This is a genomic window from Caballeronia sp. LZ035 (assembly GCF_031451175.1).
GTDB lineage: Bacteria > Pseudomonadota > Gammaproteobacteria > Burkholderiales > Burkholderiaceae > Caballeronia.
Window position 1 is genome coordinate 704,770 of the sequence record NZ_JARUXS010000003.1, and the last position, 15,450, is coordinate 720,219.

The following is a 15,450-nucleotide window of genomic DNA, read 5'->3' on the forward strand; positions in this document are numbered from 1 at the left end:
CAAGGAGCGTGGATGACTGAAGCGACGCAGGCCTGGGACGTGGCCGTGATCGGCGGCGGACCGGCTGGATCGACAGCGGCGACGCTGCTCGCCAAGCGCGGCTATCGCGTGCGCGTGCTGGAGAAGGCGCGGCATCCGCGCTTTCATATCGGCGAGTCGCTGTTGCCCGCGAACCTGCGCCTGTTCGAGCAACTCGGGGTAGCCGACGAGGTCCGCAGGATCGGCATGGTCAAGCTGGCGGCGGAATTCGTGTCGCCGCAGCACGACGGCCGCATGCAGCGCTTCCTGTTCGCCGACGCCTGGGACAAGTCGATGCCGAGCGCCTATCAGGTGCGCCGCTCCGAACTCGACGACATCCTGCTGCGCAACGCGGCCCGCCACGGCGCGGAAGTGAGCGAAGGGTGCCGCGCCCGCGAGGTCGTGTTCAACCCGGACGGTGCGAGCGCCACCATCCACGCGGAGCACGACGACGGCCGCAGCGAGACCGTGCAGGCGCGCTTTGTCGTCGATGCTTCCGGCCGCGACACGCTGCTCGCCAATCACTTCAGGACCAAGCGCCGCAACGAGCGGCACAATTCGTCCGCGCTTTACGCGCACTTCCGCCATGCGCAGCGCAACCCCGGCGAGAACGAAGGCAACATCACCGTGTTCTGGTTTGAGCACGGCTGGTTCTGGTTCATTCCGCTCGTGGACGGCACGACCAGCATCGGCGCGGTCGTGTGGCCCGCGTATCTCAAGCAGCGGCCAAAGGGCACCTCGGTGGAAGCGTTCTTTCGCGACACCATTGCGTTGTGCGCGCCGCTCGCGGAACGCCTGAAGGACGCCGAGCTCGTCAGCGAAGTCCACGCCACCGGCAATTATTCGTACACCGGCGAGATGACGCACGGACCGAACTTCCTGTTGCTCGGCGATGCCTTCGCTTTCATCGACCCGGTGTTCTCCTCCGGCGTGATGCTGGCGATGCAAAGCGCCTTCGCGGGCGCGGAAGCCATCGATACGGCGCTGGCGCATCCGGCGCGTGCCCAGGCTGCGCTCGCAAAATTCGACCGCGATGTGCGGCATGGTCCGCGCGAATTCTCGTGGTTCATCTATCGCATGACGTCGCCGACGATGCGCAATCTCTTCATGGGCCCGCGCAATCCGCTGCGCATGAAGGAGGCGCTCCTGTCGCTGCTGGCGGGCGACATCTTCGGCAAGACGCCGATCTGGCATTCGCTGCGCGCGTTCAAGGGGATCTATTACGTTTCGGCGGCAATCGACTGGCGCAATTCGCTGCGCGCCTGGCGCATGCGGCGCCGCAACCTGAGCGAAGCGGAGCACATGGAGCGGCCGGCCAATTGACCTCGCCGACCGTGTTCCGTCCCGCGCGTCTTGCCTGGCTCTCGTTGCTCGTGACGGCTTCCGCCGCCGCAGCCGACGAAGCGCCGCCGCCCTCCAAGCCGCTGTGGGAAGTGGGCGTCGGCATGGGCGTGGCCGCGTTTCCGCACTATCCCGGCTCGGACCAGACGCGCGCGTGGGTCTTTCCGTTTCCGTACATCGTCTATCGCGGCAAGTATCTGCGCGCCGATCGCGACGGCGTGCGCGGCCAGCTGCTCGATACCGACCGCGTGAATTTCAACATCAGCGTGCTCGGTTCGCTGCCCGTGTCGAGCCGCGACGACAACGCCCGCGCCGGCATGCCCGACCTGAAGCCGACCATCGAGGTCGGGCCTTCGGTGGAGGTGCATCTGTGGCGGTCGGCGTCGCGAGACATGCAGCTGGACCTGCGCATGCCGGTGCGGCTGGGCATCACGCTGGAGTCGTCGCCGAAGACGGTCGGCTGGCAGTTCACGCCGAACCTGAACCTCGATTTCACCGACGTGGGCCACGTCTCCGGGCTGCATGCGGCCGTGTTCGCCGGCCCGATGTTCGCCGACAGCAAGTACAGCGACCACTACTACACCGTCGCGCCGCAATACGCGACCGCCGCGCGTCCGGCCTTCCACGCCAGCGGCGGTTATGCCGGCTCGCAGGCGCTGGTGTCGATGTCGCGGCGCTTCAGCCGTTACTGGGTCGGCGCGTTCGTGCGCTACGCGAATCTCGCGGGCGCGCATTTCGACGACAGCCCGCTCGTGCGGCAGAAGAGCGTGCTGTCGGGCGGCATCGCGGTAGCGTGGGTGTTCGGGCAGTCGTCGAAGATGGTGGCGAGCGATGAGTGACGCGCAGCGCAAGATCGGCGGCGCGGGCGCCCGCATCACGCCGGGCGGCGCGCTCGAATGCGCGTGGCAATGCGTGGCGTTCTATTTCGCGCTGCTGGTGCTGGCGCTCGTGTGTCTCGCGTGGTGTCCGCTCGCGTGGCTGCTGCGGCGCGTGCTGTCGGCCGCTGACGGGCGGCTCGTGGGCCGCGCGGCCGTGCAGCGCGTCTGGCATCTGTATTTTGTCCTGCTGCGCTCGCTGGGCGCGTGCCGTTTCGATCTCTCGGCCCTCGATGCGCTCGCCGGCCAGCCGGCCATGATCCTCGCGCCGAACCATCCGTGCCTGCTCGACGCGCTGTTGATTGCGTCGCGCGTGCCGGACACCTGCTGCGTCATGAAGGGCGATGTCGCGGGCAACGTGTTCCTCGGGCCGGGCGCGCTGCTCGCCGGTTATATCGTCAACGACTCGCCGGTGGGGCTGGTTCGCGCCGCCGTCGGCGAATTGCAGCGCGGCAGTCCGCTGCTGCTGTTTCCCGAAGGCACGCGCACCGGCACCGGCCTCGGTTCGGTGAATCCGCTGAAGGGCGGTATCGCGCTGATCGCGGCGCGGGCGCAGGCGCCGGTGCAGACGCTCATTATCGAGACGGATTCCGGCTTTCTCGGCAAGGGCTGGCAGATTTTCCGCAAGCCTGCGCTGCCGATCACCTACCGCGTGACGCTCGGCCGCCGCTTCGCGCCGCCAGGACGCGATCACGCCGCGCTGCGAGGCTTCATCGCCGAACTGCAGCGTTTCTATGCGGGCGAACTTGACTCGCACCGTCCACGGGGCTGAACGGCAGGACCGGCCGCAGCCGTTAAAATTCGTCGCATCCCGTTCCGTTCGATTTTTTCTCAATGCCTTCGTCACACGCATCGTCCACGCATCTCGTCCTCATTCCGAGCTACAACCCCGGTGTGAAAGTCGAGGAAACCGTGCGCGGCGCGCGCGAGCAATGGAATCCGGTGTGGGTCGTCGTGGACGGAAGCACCGACGGCAGTGCAGAGCGACTGACACAGATGGCCGAAGCCGATGCGGGCTTGCGCGTGATCGTGCTGCCGGAGAACCGCGGCAAGGGCGCGGCGATTCTCGCGGGGCTGGAGGAAGCGGCTCGGCTGGGCTTCACTCACGCGCTGACGATGGACTCCGACGGCCAGCATCCCGCCGCGCTGATCCCGCGTTTCATGGAAAGCTCGCGCGCTGCGCCGGACGCGATGATCCTCGGCCGTCCGCGCTTCGATGCCAGCGCGCCGCAACTGCGTGTGCAGGGCCGGCGCATTTCGAACGGCTGGGCGAATCTGGAGACGCTGTGGATGGGCATTGGCGATTCGCTGTACGGCTTTCGCGTCTATCCGATCGCGCCGCTTGCCGCCGTGATGCGTTCGCAGCCGTTCATGCGCCGCTTCGACTTCGATCCCGAAGCGGTGGTGCGGCTGTGCTGGCGCGGCGTGCGTCCGATCAACCTGGACGCGCCGGTGCGTTATTTCACGGCGGAAGAGGGCGGCGTGTCGCACTTCCAGTATGGCCGCGACAACCTGCTGCTGACGTGGATGCATTTGCGACTGCTGGCCGGCTTCGTGCTGCGGCTGCCGCTGCTGGTTTGCCGCAGGCTCATGGGTCTTGCGAGTCGGTGAGTACGCTGGTTTGAGCACCCGCTGCGCCGTGAGCCCGCTGGCTTCGTCCTGCGGCTGCCGCTGTTCGTCTTGCTCAGGCTCATGGGATAACTACGCCGGCCTGAGCGCCAGCCGCGCTTCGAGGCCGCCGCCTTCGCGCCTGTGCTACTGGCCGTCCGCAGACTCATGGGTCTCACGAGTCGATGAGTACGCCGGCCTGAGCGCCAGCCGCGTTTCGAGGGTGCCGCCTTCGCGCTGCCGCTGTTCGTCTTCCGTAGCCTCATGGGATAACTACGTCGGCCTGAGCACCAGCCGCGCTTCAAGGCCGCCGCCTTCGCGCTTCCGCTGTTCGCGTTCCGCAGCCTCATGGGATAACTACGCCGGCCTGAGCGTCAACCGCGTTTCGAGGCCGCCGCCTTCGCGCTGCCGCTGTTCGCCTTCCGTAGCCTCATGAGATAACTACACCGCCCTGAGCACCAGCCGCGCTTCCAGCCCGCCGCCTTCGCGCCGGTGCAGTGTCAGCGAGGCGTCCATCGCGAGCGTGAGCTGACGGGCGATCGCGAGTCCCAGTCCGGTGCCGCCCGTCTGCCGGTTGCGCGACTCCTCCAGGCGCACGAACGGCTCGAACACGGCGGCGAGCGATTCCTCCGGAATGCCCGGCCCGCGATCCAGCACCGCGATAAACGCGCGGCCGTCGTCCTGCCGACCGGTCTCGATCTCGGCGGCGCCCGAATACTTCAGCGCGTTGTCGACGAGATTGCCCACCACGCGCTTGAGCGCCTGCGGCGGCGCCATCAGCGCGCCACCGATGCCCCCACGCAGCGTCACGTCCTGCCCGGCGTCGCGATAATCATCGGCGATGCTCTCGAACAGCGCGTCCGGATCAATGCGGCGCGGCGTTTCCTGCGTGCCGTGCAGTGTGCGCGCGTAAGTCACGCCTTCCTTCACGAGCGATTCCATCTCCTGCAAGTCCTGGCGCAGGCGTGCGCCGGTGGCATCGTCGTCCATCGTGTCGACGCGCAGGCGCATGCGCGTGATCGGCGTCTGCAGGTCGTGCGTGATGGCCGCGAGAATCTGCATGCGCTGGGTCATGTACATCGCGACGCGGTCCTGCATCGCGTTGAACGCTTTCGCTGCGTGCGCCACTTCTTCAGGACCGGTTTCCGGCAGGCGCCGGGCCTTGAGATCGGGGCCGAGCGTGTCGGCGGCGCGCGCGAGCTGCTTGAGCGGCCCGGTCGCGATGCGCACCGCGAGCCAGCAGCACGCGCCCAGCACGACGAGTTGCAGCAGCAGCACCAGCGGCAGCCAGTCGGACAGCGGCATGCCGACCATCGGCCGCATGTCGATGGTGAGCGGCATGCCGTCCGAGAGCTTCATATGGACCTGGAAGTGTTCCTTGTCGCCGGGCACGGCGTTGACCGTCGGCGGAACGTGCGTGCCGAGGCCCGCTGCGGCGCCCGCGACCATCGATTGCGCAAAGCGCGCCGAGAGCGGCGCACCGGGCGGCGTGCCGCTCTCGCCCGGTCCGAGGACGAACGTGTAGCTGCGCCGCGCGAGACGCGGCAGCCATTGCGCGCGTTCGTCCGGCGGCAGGTGATCGAGCAGCGCGACCGACGTCGCGACCTCGCGCTGGACGTAGCCGACCATCATGTGAGTCATCGAGTCGTCGCGTTCGTGCATGGTCAGCAGGAACGAGCAGGTCTGCGCCAGCGCCAGCCCGACGACGAGAATCAGCGCAAGGCGCGCGAACAGCGTGCGCGGCGCGCGCAGCAGCGCCGAAGCGGAAGCGGCGGGCGCAGCGGAAGCAGTGGATAGCGTACTCATTCGGATGGCCCGAGCGGTTTGACTTCGGCAGAAAACACATAGCCCTCGCTGCGCAGCGTCTTGATGTAACGCGGCTCGCGCGCCGTGTCACGCAGCCTCTGGCGCACCCGCGAGACCAGCAGGTCGATGCTGCGGTCGAAGGCGTCGGCCTGGCGACCCTGGGTCAGGTTCAGCAATTGATCGCGCGTCAGCACGCGCTGCGGATGATCGAGAAACACGCGCAGCAGCCGGTATTCCGCGCCGGACAGCGAGACCATCGTGCCTTCGGCGTCGAGCAGATGACGTGCGGTGGTATCGAGCTTCCAGTCGCCGAAGCCGAGCATCGGGCTCGCTTCGCTCACCTCCATGCCCGGCGGCAGCATGCGCGTGCGGCGCAACACCGACTTGATGCGCGCCAGCAGCTCGCGCACCGCGAAGGGTTTCGGCAGGTAGTCGTCGGCGCCCATTTCGAGGCCGAGAATCCGGTCCGCTTCCTCGTTGCGCGCGGTGAGCATCAGCACCGGCACGTCGCGGAACTTGCCGGCGCGCAGTTCGCGGCACAGCACGAGACCGTCTTCGCCGGGCAGCATCAGGTCGAGCACGATCAGGTCCGGCGCGCCTTGCTCCAGCACCGTGCGCATCTGCCGGCCATTGGCGGCCAGCGACACGCGCATGCCGTTCTTCTCGAGATAGGACGCGAGGAGTTCGCGGATCCCGCGATCGTCGTCGACGATCAATACGTGGTCAGTGGTTTCCATCGTTGGACCGTGGTCGTTGACGCCAGGGTTGCATCCGGCCCGGATTGACGAGCAGGCACTGGACCGGATGGGCCAATTCGGTGGCGAGGCCGCCTGCCAGGAAGGCGAACATCGCGAGCAAGCGTTTCATGTTGGAAGCTCCGGCGGGTGACGCGTTGTGTGCGTCGATGAATGCGTTATAGCGCGTCCCGGCGGAGGGTTTGTATCGCAGTGTATCCCGCCTGCCGGGCGATACATAAGGTTGCCAATGCGTGTTGCGGCGATTCCCGGCGCGGGCGCGGCCTTCGTATCCCACTGTATCTGCCGCGCGGCGGATACAAAACATTGCAGCGAACCCGCTTGCCAGACACATGCCGGATACCTCCGGGCATTCAAATGCATCCACCGACGGCGCAGGAGTGAACCGCAGATTCAACACTCCGACGCCCGGGCGCAGTCAGCACTTTCAGCCGACGCATCCGTCACCACCAGTCACCATCACGCATGGAGCACCGATCATGATCAAGCACTACGTTACCGCCGCACTCATCGCCGTCAGCGCGGCCGCCGCCGGTTCCGCTTTCGCCAGCAGCGGCTACGGCCCCGCGCCGCATTACGACCCGCTGGCCGGCGCGCCCGCCTCGCAGCGTGGCGTGAGCGTACAGACCCTCGCGCAGGAAGCCGCAGCCGCGCCGACGCAGGCCTACGGCGGCATGGACGACACCCGCTCGCAATCCGGCGGGCGCGCCGTGGCGGTCAGCGACACCGCCCGGCTGTTCGCTCATCACTAATCAAGCCGACTCAATTCACCCATAGAGAAAGAGGATCCATCATGACCACCCAGATCGATACCGTGCTGTACACCGGCAAGACCCGCGTCGTCGGCGGCCGCGAAGGGCATGCGCGCAGCACTGACGGCCGTCTCGACGTCAAGCTCTCGCCGCCGGGCTCGACCGGCCCGGGCACCAATCCCGAGCAGATGCTGGCCGCAGGCTGGTCCGCGTGCTTCATCGGAGCGATGGGCAAGGCCGCCGCGAAACTGAAGACGCGCCTGCCCGCCGAGACGGCGGTGGAAGCGGAAGTGGATCTCGGCATGAACGGCGACGCCTATCTGCTGCGCGCGCGCCTCAACGTGAGCCTGCCGGGCATCGAGCGCGCGCTGGCGGAAGAGATCGCGCAGATGGCGCATCAGACCTGTCCTTACTCGAAGGCGCTGAAGAGCAATATCGACGTGACGATCACCGTCCTCTGACGCGGCCTGGGAAGGGCGCCCGCGTTAGACTGGGCGCTTCTTCGAACGACGCGGCGCGGCCGCTCCCCCATGGACCGAATCGACGCGATGAAAGTCTTCATCGCCACGCTGGACGAAGGCAGCCTGGCAGGCGCGGGACGGCGGCTCGGCCGTTCGCCCGCCGCCGTGAGCCGGGCCATCGCGTTTCTGGAAGAGCACACCGGCACGGCGCTGCTGCATCGCACGACGCGCACCATCAAACTCTCCGAAGCCGGCGAGCGCTATGCCGCCGCGTGCCGCCGCATCCTCACCGATCTCGAGGAAGCCGATCTCCTGATTGCCCACGAACGCTCCGCGCCGCGCGGGCTGTTGACGCTCACCGCGCCGGTCGCCGCGGGCGAAGATCTGCTGCGTCCGCTGCTCGACGACTTCATCGCGCGCTTTCCGGCGGTTTCCGTGCGGCTGCAACTGCTGGACCGGCCCGTGAGCCTGATCGACGAGGGCATCGATATCGCGCTGCGCATCGGTCACCTGCCGGACTCGACGCTGGTCGCCGTGCCGGTGGGCGAAGTGCGGCGCGTCGTGGCGGCGTCGCCGCGTTATCTGGCCAAGCATGCGCCGATTCTCCAGCCCGCCGATCTCGCCCGCCATGCGATCGTCTCGATGACCCATTTCGGCCTGGATTCGTGGAGCTTTCCGACGGCCGGCGGTGCGGCCATTCCGCAGGTCGTGCAGTTCGCGCCGCGTTTCATCGTCAACACGGTGCGGGCGGCGGTTGCGTCGGCGGTGGATGGACATGGCCTCGTGCGGCTGTTTTCGTACCACGTCGCGAGAGAAGTGCGCGACGCGTCGCTGCAGATCGTGCTCGACGATCGCGAGCATGCGCCGCTGCCCGTGCATCTCCTCACGCCGCACGGACGCCTGGCCGTGCCGAAGGTGCGCGCATTCGTCGATTTCGCGACGCCCCGCCTGCGTCGCGAATTCAAGCGGCTGCAACTGGACTGATTCGACCGTTGGGCGGAAGAGTGTCTTCCATTGAGCGCTGATTCTCTCGACGCGCGGTCGAATATATATTGACTTCACGGGCAGGATGCGTAAGCCGCGTCCGCCGCAGTCGTGGAGGCGGTATGAGTGATGCAGTTCTCGATCGGGTGGAACGCGGAACGTTCCAGGTGTGGCGCGGCGTGCTGGCCGGCGCGAGTGCGAGTCTGGTGGGCATCGGGCTCGCGCGCTTTGCGTACACGCCGCTGTTGCCGGCGATCATCGGCGCGCACTGGTTTCCGGCCTCGACGGCCGCCTATCTCGGTGCGGCCAATCTCGGCGGTTATCTCGCCGGCGCGCTGATGGCCGGTATCTTCGCCCGCCACGCGCGCGCCGCGACGGTCCTGCGCGCGATGATGGCGCTCGCCACGCTCGCATTCGTCGCCTGCGCGATTCCGCTGTCGTTCGCATGGTTCTTCGCGTGGCGCTTTCTCTCGGGCATCGCGGGCGGCGCGCTGATGGTGCTCGCCGCGCCGACGATCATCGCGCACGTCGCGCCGTCGCGGCGCGGCTTCGCGAGCGGGGCGATCTTCGCGGGCATCGGGCTGGGGATTGCGGCATCGGGCACGATCGTGCCGTTGCTGCTGCAGCAGGGACTCACGGCGACGTGGCTCGGGCTGGCGGCGGTCTCGCTGCTGCTGACCGTCGTGGCATGGCGGGGCTGGCCTGCGCAGGATGCACCCGCTCATGCGGCTCAATCGGCTCATGCGGCTCATGCGGCTCAAGCTGCGCCGCGCCGTCACGCGAAGGCTGCACGGCCGCCCGCGTTGCGCGCGCTCTTTGCCGAATACGCGTTGAATGCGGCCGGTCTGGTGCCGCACATGATCTTCCTGGTCGATTTCGTCGCGCGCGGTCTCGGCAAGGGTGTCGATGCCGGCGCCGAGTTCTGGGTGCTGTACGGCATCGGCGCGATTGCCGGGCCGCTCTTGGCCGGTCATCTCGCCGATCGCGCCGGCTTCGGGCCCGCCTTGCGCGTGGCTTATCTGCTGCAGGCCGTAGCCGTCGCGATTCCCGCGCTGACCTCGAACACGGCGTTGCTGATGGTGTCGAGCGTGGTGGTCGGCGCGTTCACGCCAGGCATCGTGCCGCTCGTGCTGGGACGCGTCAACGAACTGCTCGCGCATCATCCCGCGGAGCAGAAGGGCGCGTGGCGCACCGCGACGACGTCCTTCGCCATCCTGCAGGCGCTCGCCGCGTACGGCATGTCGTTTCTCTTTGCGAACAGCGGCGGCGACTACCGGTTGCTGTTCGGCATCGGTGCGGGGGCGCTCGTGATGGCCCTTGCCATCGACCTGTTCACGGCGACGAAGGGAGCAGCGCGATGAGCCAGATCATGTCAGCGGCCGTGCCGCACACCGGCTACGCCGAACGCAACGCGCAGTACTGGCGGCGCAATCTCGCCGTCTGCGTATTCGGTTCATTCACGACGCTCGTCAGTCTCAGCATGCTGCTGCCGTTCCTGCCCCTGTATGTGCGGCAACTCGGCGTCGAGTCGCAGGCGGGCGTGATCCAGTGGTCGGGCGTCGCGTTCAGCGCGACCTTCCTCGGCACCGCCGTCACCGCGCCGCTCTGGGGCCGTCTCGCCGACCGCTACGGCCGCAAGCCGATGCTCGTGCGCGCGGCCCTCGGCATGGCCGTCGTGATGTCGCTGATCGGCGTCGCGGATTCGGTGTATCAGCTCGTGGCGCTGCGGCTGCTGGCGGGACTGGTGGGAGGCTATGCGTCGGCCTCGACGGTGCTGATCGGCACGCAGGCCCCGCGCGAGCGCGCGGGCTGGGCGCTGGGCGTGCTGTCGACGGGCGCGCTCGCCGGCAATCTCGCCGGGCCGCTGGTGGGTGGCTTCCTGCCGGGGCTGATCGGCATTCGCGGGACGTTTTTTGCGGGCGCGGGGATGATCGCCGTGGCCGCGCTGCTGAGCATCGTGTTCGTCAGGGAGGACTTTCACCCCGGCGACGCGAAACAGCGCGGCGCGCGTCATCCCGCCGAGCCGGGCCGGCGCACGAATTACGCGGTGGTCGCCGCGCTGCTTGCGACGGCGATGATGGTGCTGCTCGCCAACATGTCGATCGAGCCGATCATCACGGTGTACATCAGCGGTCTCGGCGTGGCGGGCGATCATGTGACGCGTATCGCGGGCCTCGTGATGGCGTGCTCGGCGCTCGGCAGCATGCTGACGGCGGCGCGGCTGGGCGCGCTGGCGGACCGGATTGGCAGCTGGAATGTGATCGTCGGCTGTCTCGTGCTGACGGGCCTCGCGATGCTTCCGCAAGCCTTCGTGCATCACTGGTGGCAGCTCGCCGGACTGCGTGTGGTCATGGGCATGACGCTGGCGGGACTGCTGCCGTCGATCGCCAAGCTGGCGCGCAGTGCCGTCGACGAGAACAGCAGCGGCACGCTGCTCGGCTATCTGCAATCCGCGCAGTTCAGCGGACAGGTGATCGGGCCAGTGATCGGCGGGCAGATCGGCGTGATGCTTGGCCTGCATTCGGTGTTCTTTGTCACGGGCAGCCTGTTGATCGCGTGCGCGGGACTCGCTCGCTGGGCGCGCACGCGGTGAGGCGTGGCGCCCGGCGAGCGCGCGCGTTGGAGCGCGGCGCCCGGGGTGCGTGTGGCGCGCAGGGGCGCGTTGGACGATCAGTCGCTCTGGTTGGCGGCCGTATCGACAGGGTTCGCGCCCGACTCTGAAGCGGCGCGGGCTTCTGGATCTTTCGTGGGCGGAGCGTCGCTGTACAGATCCGGGGAGCCGTCGGACTGCTGCGAGGTATCGGTCATGTCGGGCGATTCATCACGGGCAAGTTGGGTGGTCGGCGTCTGGGCAGACGGTTGCGGGTTGCGCGTGGTCGGAGCGGATGCGGTCGCGGGGGCGTCGGACTGTGCTGTTGCTGTCGGCTGCTGCGCCGGTGCCGGAGCCGGTGCGCTGGTGGGCTTTTGTGTCACGGTCGCCGGCGGCTGCCATGTCGCGTAGTTCCCGGCGTTCTGCTTCGTCAGCGGCCCGCCGTGAACGTTCGACTCCACGCCGCTGGCATCGACCGAATAGTTCGTCATGCCGGCCCGACTGGCCTTCGTCACATCACGGCCGTCATCCTTGTGATCGGCCACCGTCAACGTCCCGCCCGGACCTTCGTTCCGATCGTAGCCAATGTCACGCGTAAGCCGGCCGCTGCTGTCATAGTCGTTCCGCGCCGCTTCCTGACCATAGTCGTTGAACGAAATGAGCGATCGGCTTCCGTCGGGCCGGGTGACGACGCGGTTCAGTTCGCGGCCGCTATCCGGATCGAGATAGCTCTGGGTAGTCTGCTTCAACGGCTGGGCTGCGGTTTGCTGAGCCGCAGCCGTTTGCTGCTGCGGTGCCGTTTGCATGGCCGTCGGCGGCTGCGGTTGTCGGGCGCTCTGAGGAGCCGTTTGCGTGGCCGCTGCCGTAGCCTTCTGCTGCTGCGGAGTTGGAGCGGTTTGCCGCTGCGGTGGCGTTTGCGCGGCCGTAGCCGGCTGTTGCTGCGGTGCCGTTTGCGGAGCCGAAACTGGCTGCTGCGGTGCTGCGGTCTGCTGAGCCGTAGCCGGCTGCTGCTGGCCTGCACTCTGCGGGGCAGCAGCCATCGATTGCTGCGCCATGGGCTCGGAAGCCGGAGCCGTCTGCGGCTGCGTTGCTGCCTGAGGCGCAGGGGCGGTCAGGGATTGCGATTGCGATGCGTCCGCCGTCGCCGGCGTGTCAGCCTCCGATTGCCACTGCGCGAACTCGCGGTACTCATTCGCCGTCATCGGTCGACTTTGAACGTTGGACTCCCTGCCGTCCTTGCTCACGGTGTAACTCGTGACGCCCGAGCTGCCGAACTTGGAAACCGTGTGGCTGTCGTCGGCGTTGAATTTGACTTTCGTGAGTGTGCCGTCCTTGCCCTCGCCAGGGTCGAAGCCAGTCGAACGTACCGGCTTGCCCGAGACATCGTAGTCGTGCGTCGTGCCAAGCTTGCCGCGTCCGTTGAACTCCTGTGTGCTGACGCCGCCGCCCGGATCCCGGACGACGCGGTTCAGGTTCTGATGACTCTCGGGATCGGAATAGTCGGTTGTGGTTTGCTGAGGGTAAGAGCTTTGACCAACGCGCATGGCATTCTCCTGCCAGAGAAAATGGGATGCGTGTCGCCGCTAATCGGCAACACGGCCGCACGACGCGCGGCCATTGCAGTGTCGGTTCGAAGCAGTGGGCCAGGGCGGTATCCGGGCATCGGTCAGGCGTTGCGAAGGGCCGTCAAGGACCTGTTCGCCAGAATGCCGCCTCTCTGCTTCGGTTCTCTGATTTCACATTTCGGAATTTAAGCATTCCGTTGCATTGATGGATGCAGCAGGCTCATAGCTTCGATCAACGAGGCTCCGAGCGCACGATGCAGACATGGCAACCCACCCATCCGGTAGAACGTCGCTTGATGGCGGTGCATGAGGATTGGTTGCGCTTTCGCGCTAATTCACGCGCATCGCTTCTCTACTGGCAGGCGAACGAAGCCGACCTGCGCATGATGGAGATCTATGTTCAGCGTCAATACACGCTGTCGAACGCGGTGTTGCAACTGACCCCGCGCTTCGATCACGCGGATCAATACGTTCGTGCGCTCGGTCAGGAAATTATCGCGTTCTATGAGGCCAATCGCGAGAGCGCCCTCAAAAATGGCATTGCCGCCGACTGGCATCCACCGAACCCGCAAGGCGCAACGCCGACGGCTTATCTGCTGACGCTCACACGTAGCTTGTTGCAGCATCACCCGGACGTGTTTCCGGAACTGGTGCTGATTCTCGAACCCGAGCCGGTCAGCAAGCCGAACGCATTCGAGCGCTGCTTGAACGAACTGCTCGATGGCATCGAACGCGACGCATGGCAAGCCGAGCGCATGCGCTTCGTGTTGATTGGCAGCGATGCCGATGCTTTTGCATGGCTGCGCCAGCGCAAGCCTGAACAAATGGTCGTGGTGCATGGGCGCTACGGGATGGAAACGCTGCCGCGCGAACTGTTTGTCGAGTCCGGTCAGCGTGGTCCGCAAGGTGACTTTCCGCGTCTCTTTGTGGAACTGGGAGAAACGCTCGCACAGGGCGATGCGGTGCGGCTTGAATCGGTGCGCGCCGAGGCGCTGGCCATCACGAGCAATCATGGCTGGTTCGATCAGAGCGTGACCGTGCATCTGCTCGCGGGCGCTGCGTATCTGAAGTGGAATGAAGCTGCTCAGGCGCTCGATGCTTACGAACAGGCCACGCAAGCCGCGCTTCAGGCGGTGAACGCCGGACATTCGGCAGGCAACAAGCTGGCTGTCAACAGTCTGTTCGGTGAAGCGAGTGTCCACTGGATGCAAGGCAAATACACCCGCGCCGCCGAGCGTTACGAACAGGCCGCCTCGTTCGCACAAGCCGAGCATGACGGCATTCTTTGCGTCGAAGCGTGGCGCATGGTGGGCGAGTGCATGAGTCAGATGCGTCGTCAGGAAGAAGCACTGGAGGCGAATTTTCGGGCGCTTGATTGTGGTCTTTGGATCGATTCGGTGCTGCGCGCGAACAGCAATGTCCAGCATGTCGCGCAGCAGGCGCTTGGCCGCGTTGGTATTCTTCGCCGGCAACGTGGCGAACTTACGTCGCGACTATGCGCCCTGTTCGGCGAGAACTGGCCCGAGACGATCAAGCCACTGCCGCCTGAAGCGATCACCGCGCAGATCGAAGCGGATCTCGGCGGGGAGCAAGCGTAGTGGGCATGCTGGCGGTCACGCACCTGACGCCAGTGGTCGGCGTGGACGTGCATATGATTCAGACGCCTGCGGGCGTCGTCTTGCCGCTGCCGCATCCGCACGTGGGCTTTGTGCTCGATCCGATGGAATATCTGTCGATGCTGCCGGAAGGGGTGGGCAGCATGGTGTCCACCGGAATGATGGCGATGAGTGCGGGGTCCATCGTCAAGTTGGGGATGCATAGCGTGAGCGCGGCGGCGGTCGCTGCCGGTGCGATGGCCGTCTCGGTGACTTCAGGCGGAGGCGGTGGCCCGATCTGGATCAACGGTCTGATGCGCTCGACCGCCGGCACGCAGACCATGCACGTTCCCGGCCTGCATTTTCCGATGGGCGGTGTGTTCACCGGCCCCGATGCGCCCAAGCCAGCAGGCAATGGCGAAGCCGTCCTCGGCAGCATGACGGTGCAGGCCAATGGCGATCCGATGGCCTATGCGGTTCTGCCTGCGTTGACCTGCTGGTTCACGGGAATGCTCTCGCTGTCGCACAACAGCGCGCACACACGGCGTGGAAGCACGTCGCTGCCGACTTCGGTCATGCTGCCGATTCCGGCATCCCGCCCGGTGCTGGTGGGCGGTCCGCCTGTGCCCAGCATCGCGGCGCTGGCGGGCATGGCGATGCGCGGGGCTTTTTCGCACGGCATGTCCAGGCCGTCGCGGGGCTGCGCGGTGTCCAGGGCGATTCAGGATCGCATGGGCAACGGACGGTGGGGCAACTTCGTCAGGCTGGTCGCCAAATGGGCCTTCGGCGAACCGGTCAACGGCATCACGGGTGAAGTGGTCGTTCAGCAGCACGATTTCACCGTGCCGGGACGCTTGCCGCTCGTGTGGGATCGTCGTTACGCGAGTCACGACATTCGTCTAGGCGCAGTGGGATGCGGCTGGCAATCGCCGGCCGATATCCGCATCGAACTCTTCGAGCACGATGATGAAATCGGGGGCATCGTCTATTTCCCCGACAAATGGGTGTGCTTCGACCAGATGCCCGCCGATGAAGGTTGGGCGGCGCGCATCATCGAAGGCGTCGGCGGTCATGCGCTTTATCTCGACGGCGTGCATTTG

General features: G+C 66.6%; 15 protein-coding genes. 11 read left to right on the forward strand and 4 right to left on the reverse strand.

All coding sequences use genetic code 11. The features are described from left to right. Positions 1-12 precede the first annotated feature (12 nt). The 4 genes from QCE88_RS26130 (at position 13) to QCE88_RS26145 (ending at position 3,845) form a co-directional block, all read left to right on the forward strand. The gene (locus QCE88_RS26130) at positions 13-1,341 is read left to right on the forward strand and encodes an NAD(P)/FAD-dependent oxidoreductase (protein WP_309907773.1); all 1,329 of its coding nucleotides are present in this window, start codon (positions 13-15) and stop codon (positions 1,339-1,341) included. Further along, entirely contained in the window at positions 1,338-2,198 is an 861-nt protein-coding gene (locus QCE88_RS26135) for a MipA/OmpV family protein (protein WP_309907775.1), read from the forward strand. The genes QCE88_RS26130 and QCE88_RS26135 overlap by 4 nt, the downstream gene beginning before the upstream one ends. Next, positions 2,191-3,006 (forward strand): lysophospholipid acyltransferase family protein, encoded by an 816-nt coding sequence (locus tag QCE88_RS26140; protein WP_309907777.1) that lies wholly within the window; start codon positions 2,191-2,193, stop codon positions 3,004-3,006. The genes QCE88_RS26135 and QCE88_RS26140 overlap by 8 nt, the downstream gene beginning before the upstream one ends. Before the next feature lie 62 nt (positions 3,007-3,068). Continuing rightward, positions 3,069-3,845: a glycosyltransferase family 2 protein gene (locus tag QCE88_RS26145; RefSeq protein WP_309907780.1), complete on the forward strand. Its 777-nt coding sequence runs from the start codon at positions 3,069-3,071 to the stop codon at positions 3,843-3,845. A 438-nt stretch (positions 3,846-4,283) separates the two neighbouring features. Here QCE88_RS26145 and QCE88_RS26150 read toward each other — a convergent pair whose 3' ends face one another. From QCE88_RS26150 to QCE88_RS26160, 3 genes are read right to left on the reverse strand one after another with little or no spacing between them, the layout of a single operon-like run. Further along, a complete protein-coding gene (locus QCE88_RS26150) occupies positions 4,284-5,648 on the reverse strand; it encodes a HAMP domain-containing sensor histidine kinase (RefSeq protein ID WP_309907781.1) in 1,365 nt (454 codons plus the stop codon). Further along, positions 5,645-6,385, reverse strand: a complete 741-nt coding sequence (locus tag QCE88_RS26155) for a response regulator (RefSeq protein WP_309907782.1) — start codon at positions 6,383-6,385, stop codon at positions 5,645-5,647. The genes QCE88_RS26150 and QCE88_RS26155 overlap by 4 nt, the downstream gene beginning before the upstream one ends. After that, positions 6,372-6,515 carry a hypothetical protein gene (locus QCE88_RS26160; protein ID WP_309907783.1) on the reverse strand — a complete coding sequence of 48 codons (144 nt, stop codon included), beginning with the start codon at positions 6,513-6,515 and terminating at the stop codon, positions 6,372-6,374. Before QCE88_RS26160 ends, QCE88_RS26155 begins: the two co-directional genes overlap by 14 nt. A gap of 367 nt (positions 6,516-6,882) precedes the next feature. Here QCE88_RS26160 and QCE88_RS26165 point away from each other — a divergent pair, with 367 nt between their 5' ends. The 5 genes from QCE88_RS26165 to QCE88_RS26185 all read left to right on the forward strand — a co-directional run bounded on the left by QCE88_RS26165 (position 6,883) and on the right by QCE88_RS26185 (position 11,193). Further along, positions 6,883-7,155 carry a hypothetical protein gene (locus tag QCE88_RS26165; RefSeq protein ID WP_309907784.1) on the forward strand — a complete coding sequence of 91 codons (273 nt, stop codon included), beginning with the start codon at positions 6,883-6,885 and terminating at the stop codon, positions 7,153-7,155. Positions 7,156-7,196: 41 nt separating this feature from the next. Continuing rightward, on the forward strand, positions 7,197-7,616 hold the full coding sequence (locus QCE88_RS26170) for an organic hydroperoxide resistance protein (RefSeq protein ID WP_309907785.1): 420 nt from the start codon (positions 7,197-7,199) through the stop codon (positions 7,614-7,616). Between the two features lie 69 nt (positions 7,617-7,685). After that, positions 7,686-8,600, forward strand: coding sequence for a LysR family transcriptional regulator (locus tag QCE88_RS26175; RefSeq protein ID WP_309907786.1), 915 nt, complete (start codon positions 7,686-7,688; stop codon positions 8,598-8,600). 122 nt (positions 8,601-8,722) lie between these two features. Continuing rightward, positions 8,723-9,961, forward strand: coding sequence for a YbfB/YjiJ family MFS transporter (locus tag QCE88_RS26180; RefSeq protein ID WP_309907787.1), 1,239 nt, complete (start codon positions 8,723-8,725; stop codon positions 9,959-9,961). Then, positions 9,958-11,193 (forward strand): MFS transporter, encoded by a 1,236-nt coding sequence (locus QCE88_RS26185; RefSeq protein WP_309907788.1) that lies wholly within the window; start codon positions 9,958-9,960, stop codon positions 11,191-11,193. Before QCE88_RS26180 ends, QCE88_RS26185 begins: the two co-directional genes overlap by 4 nt. A 77-nt stretch (positions 11,194-11,270) precedes the next feature. Here QCE88_RS26185 and QCE88_RS26190 read toward each other — a convergent pair whose 3' ends face one another. Beyond that, on the reverse strand, positions 11,271-12,734 hold the full coding sequence (locus QCE88_RS26190; RefSeq protein ID WP_309907789.1) for a hypothetical protein: 1,464 nt from the start codon (positions 12,732-12,734) through the stop codon (positions 11,271-11,273). 275 nt (positions 12,735-13,009) lie between these two features. On the opposite strand from QCE88_RS26190, the gene QCE88_RS26195 reads away from it, so the two are divergent. Then, the gene (locus tag QCE88_RS26195; RefSeq protein ID WP_309907790.1) at positions 13,010-14,353 is read left to right on the forward strand and encodes a hypothetical protein; all 1,344 of its coding nucleotides are present in this window, start codon (positions 13,010-13,012) and stop codon (positions 14,351-14,353) included. 5 nt (positions 14,354-14,358) lie between these two features. Then, positions 14,359-15,450: DUF6531 domain-containing protein (locus QCE88_RS26200; RefSeq protein ID WP_309908777.1), on the forward strand; the 1,092-nt coding region annotated here is incomplete at its 3' end.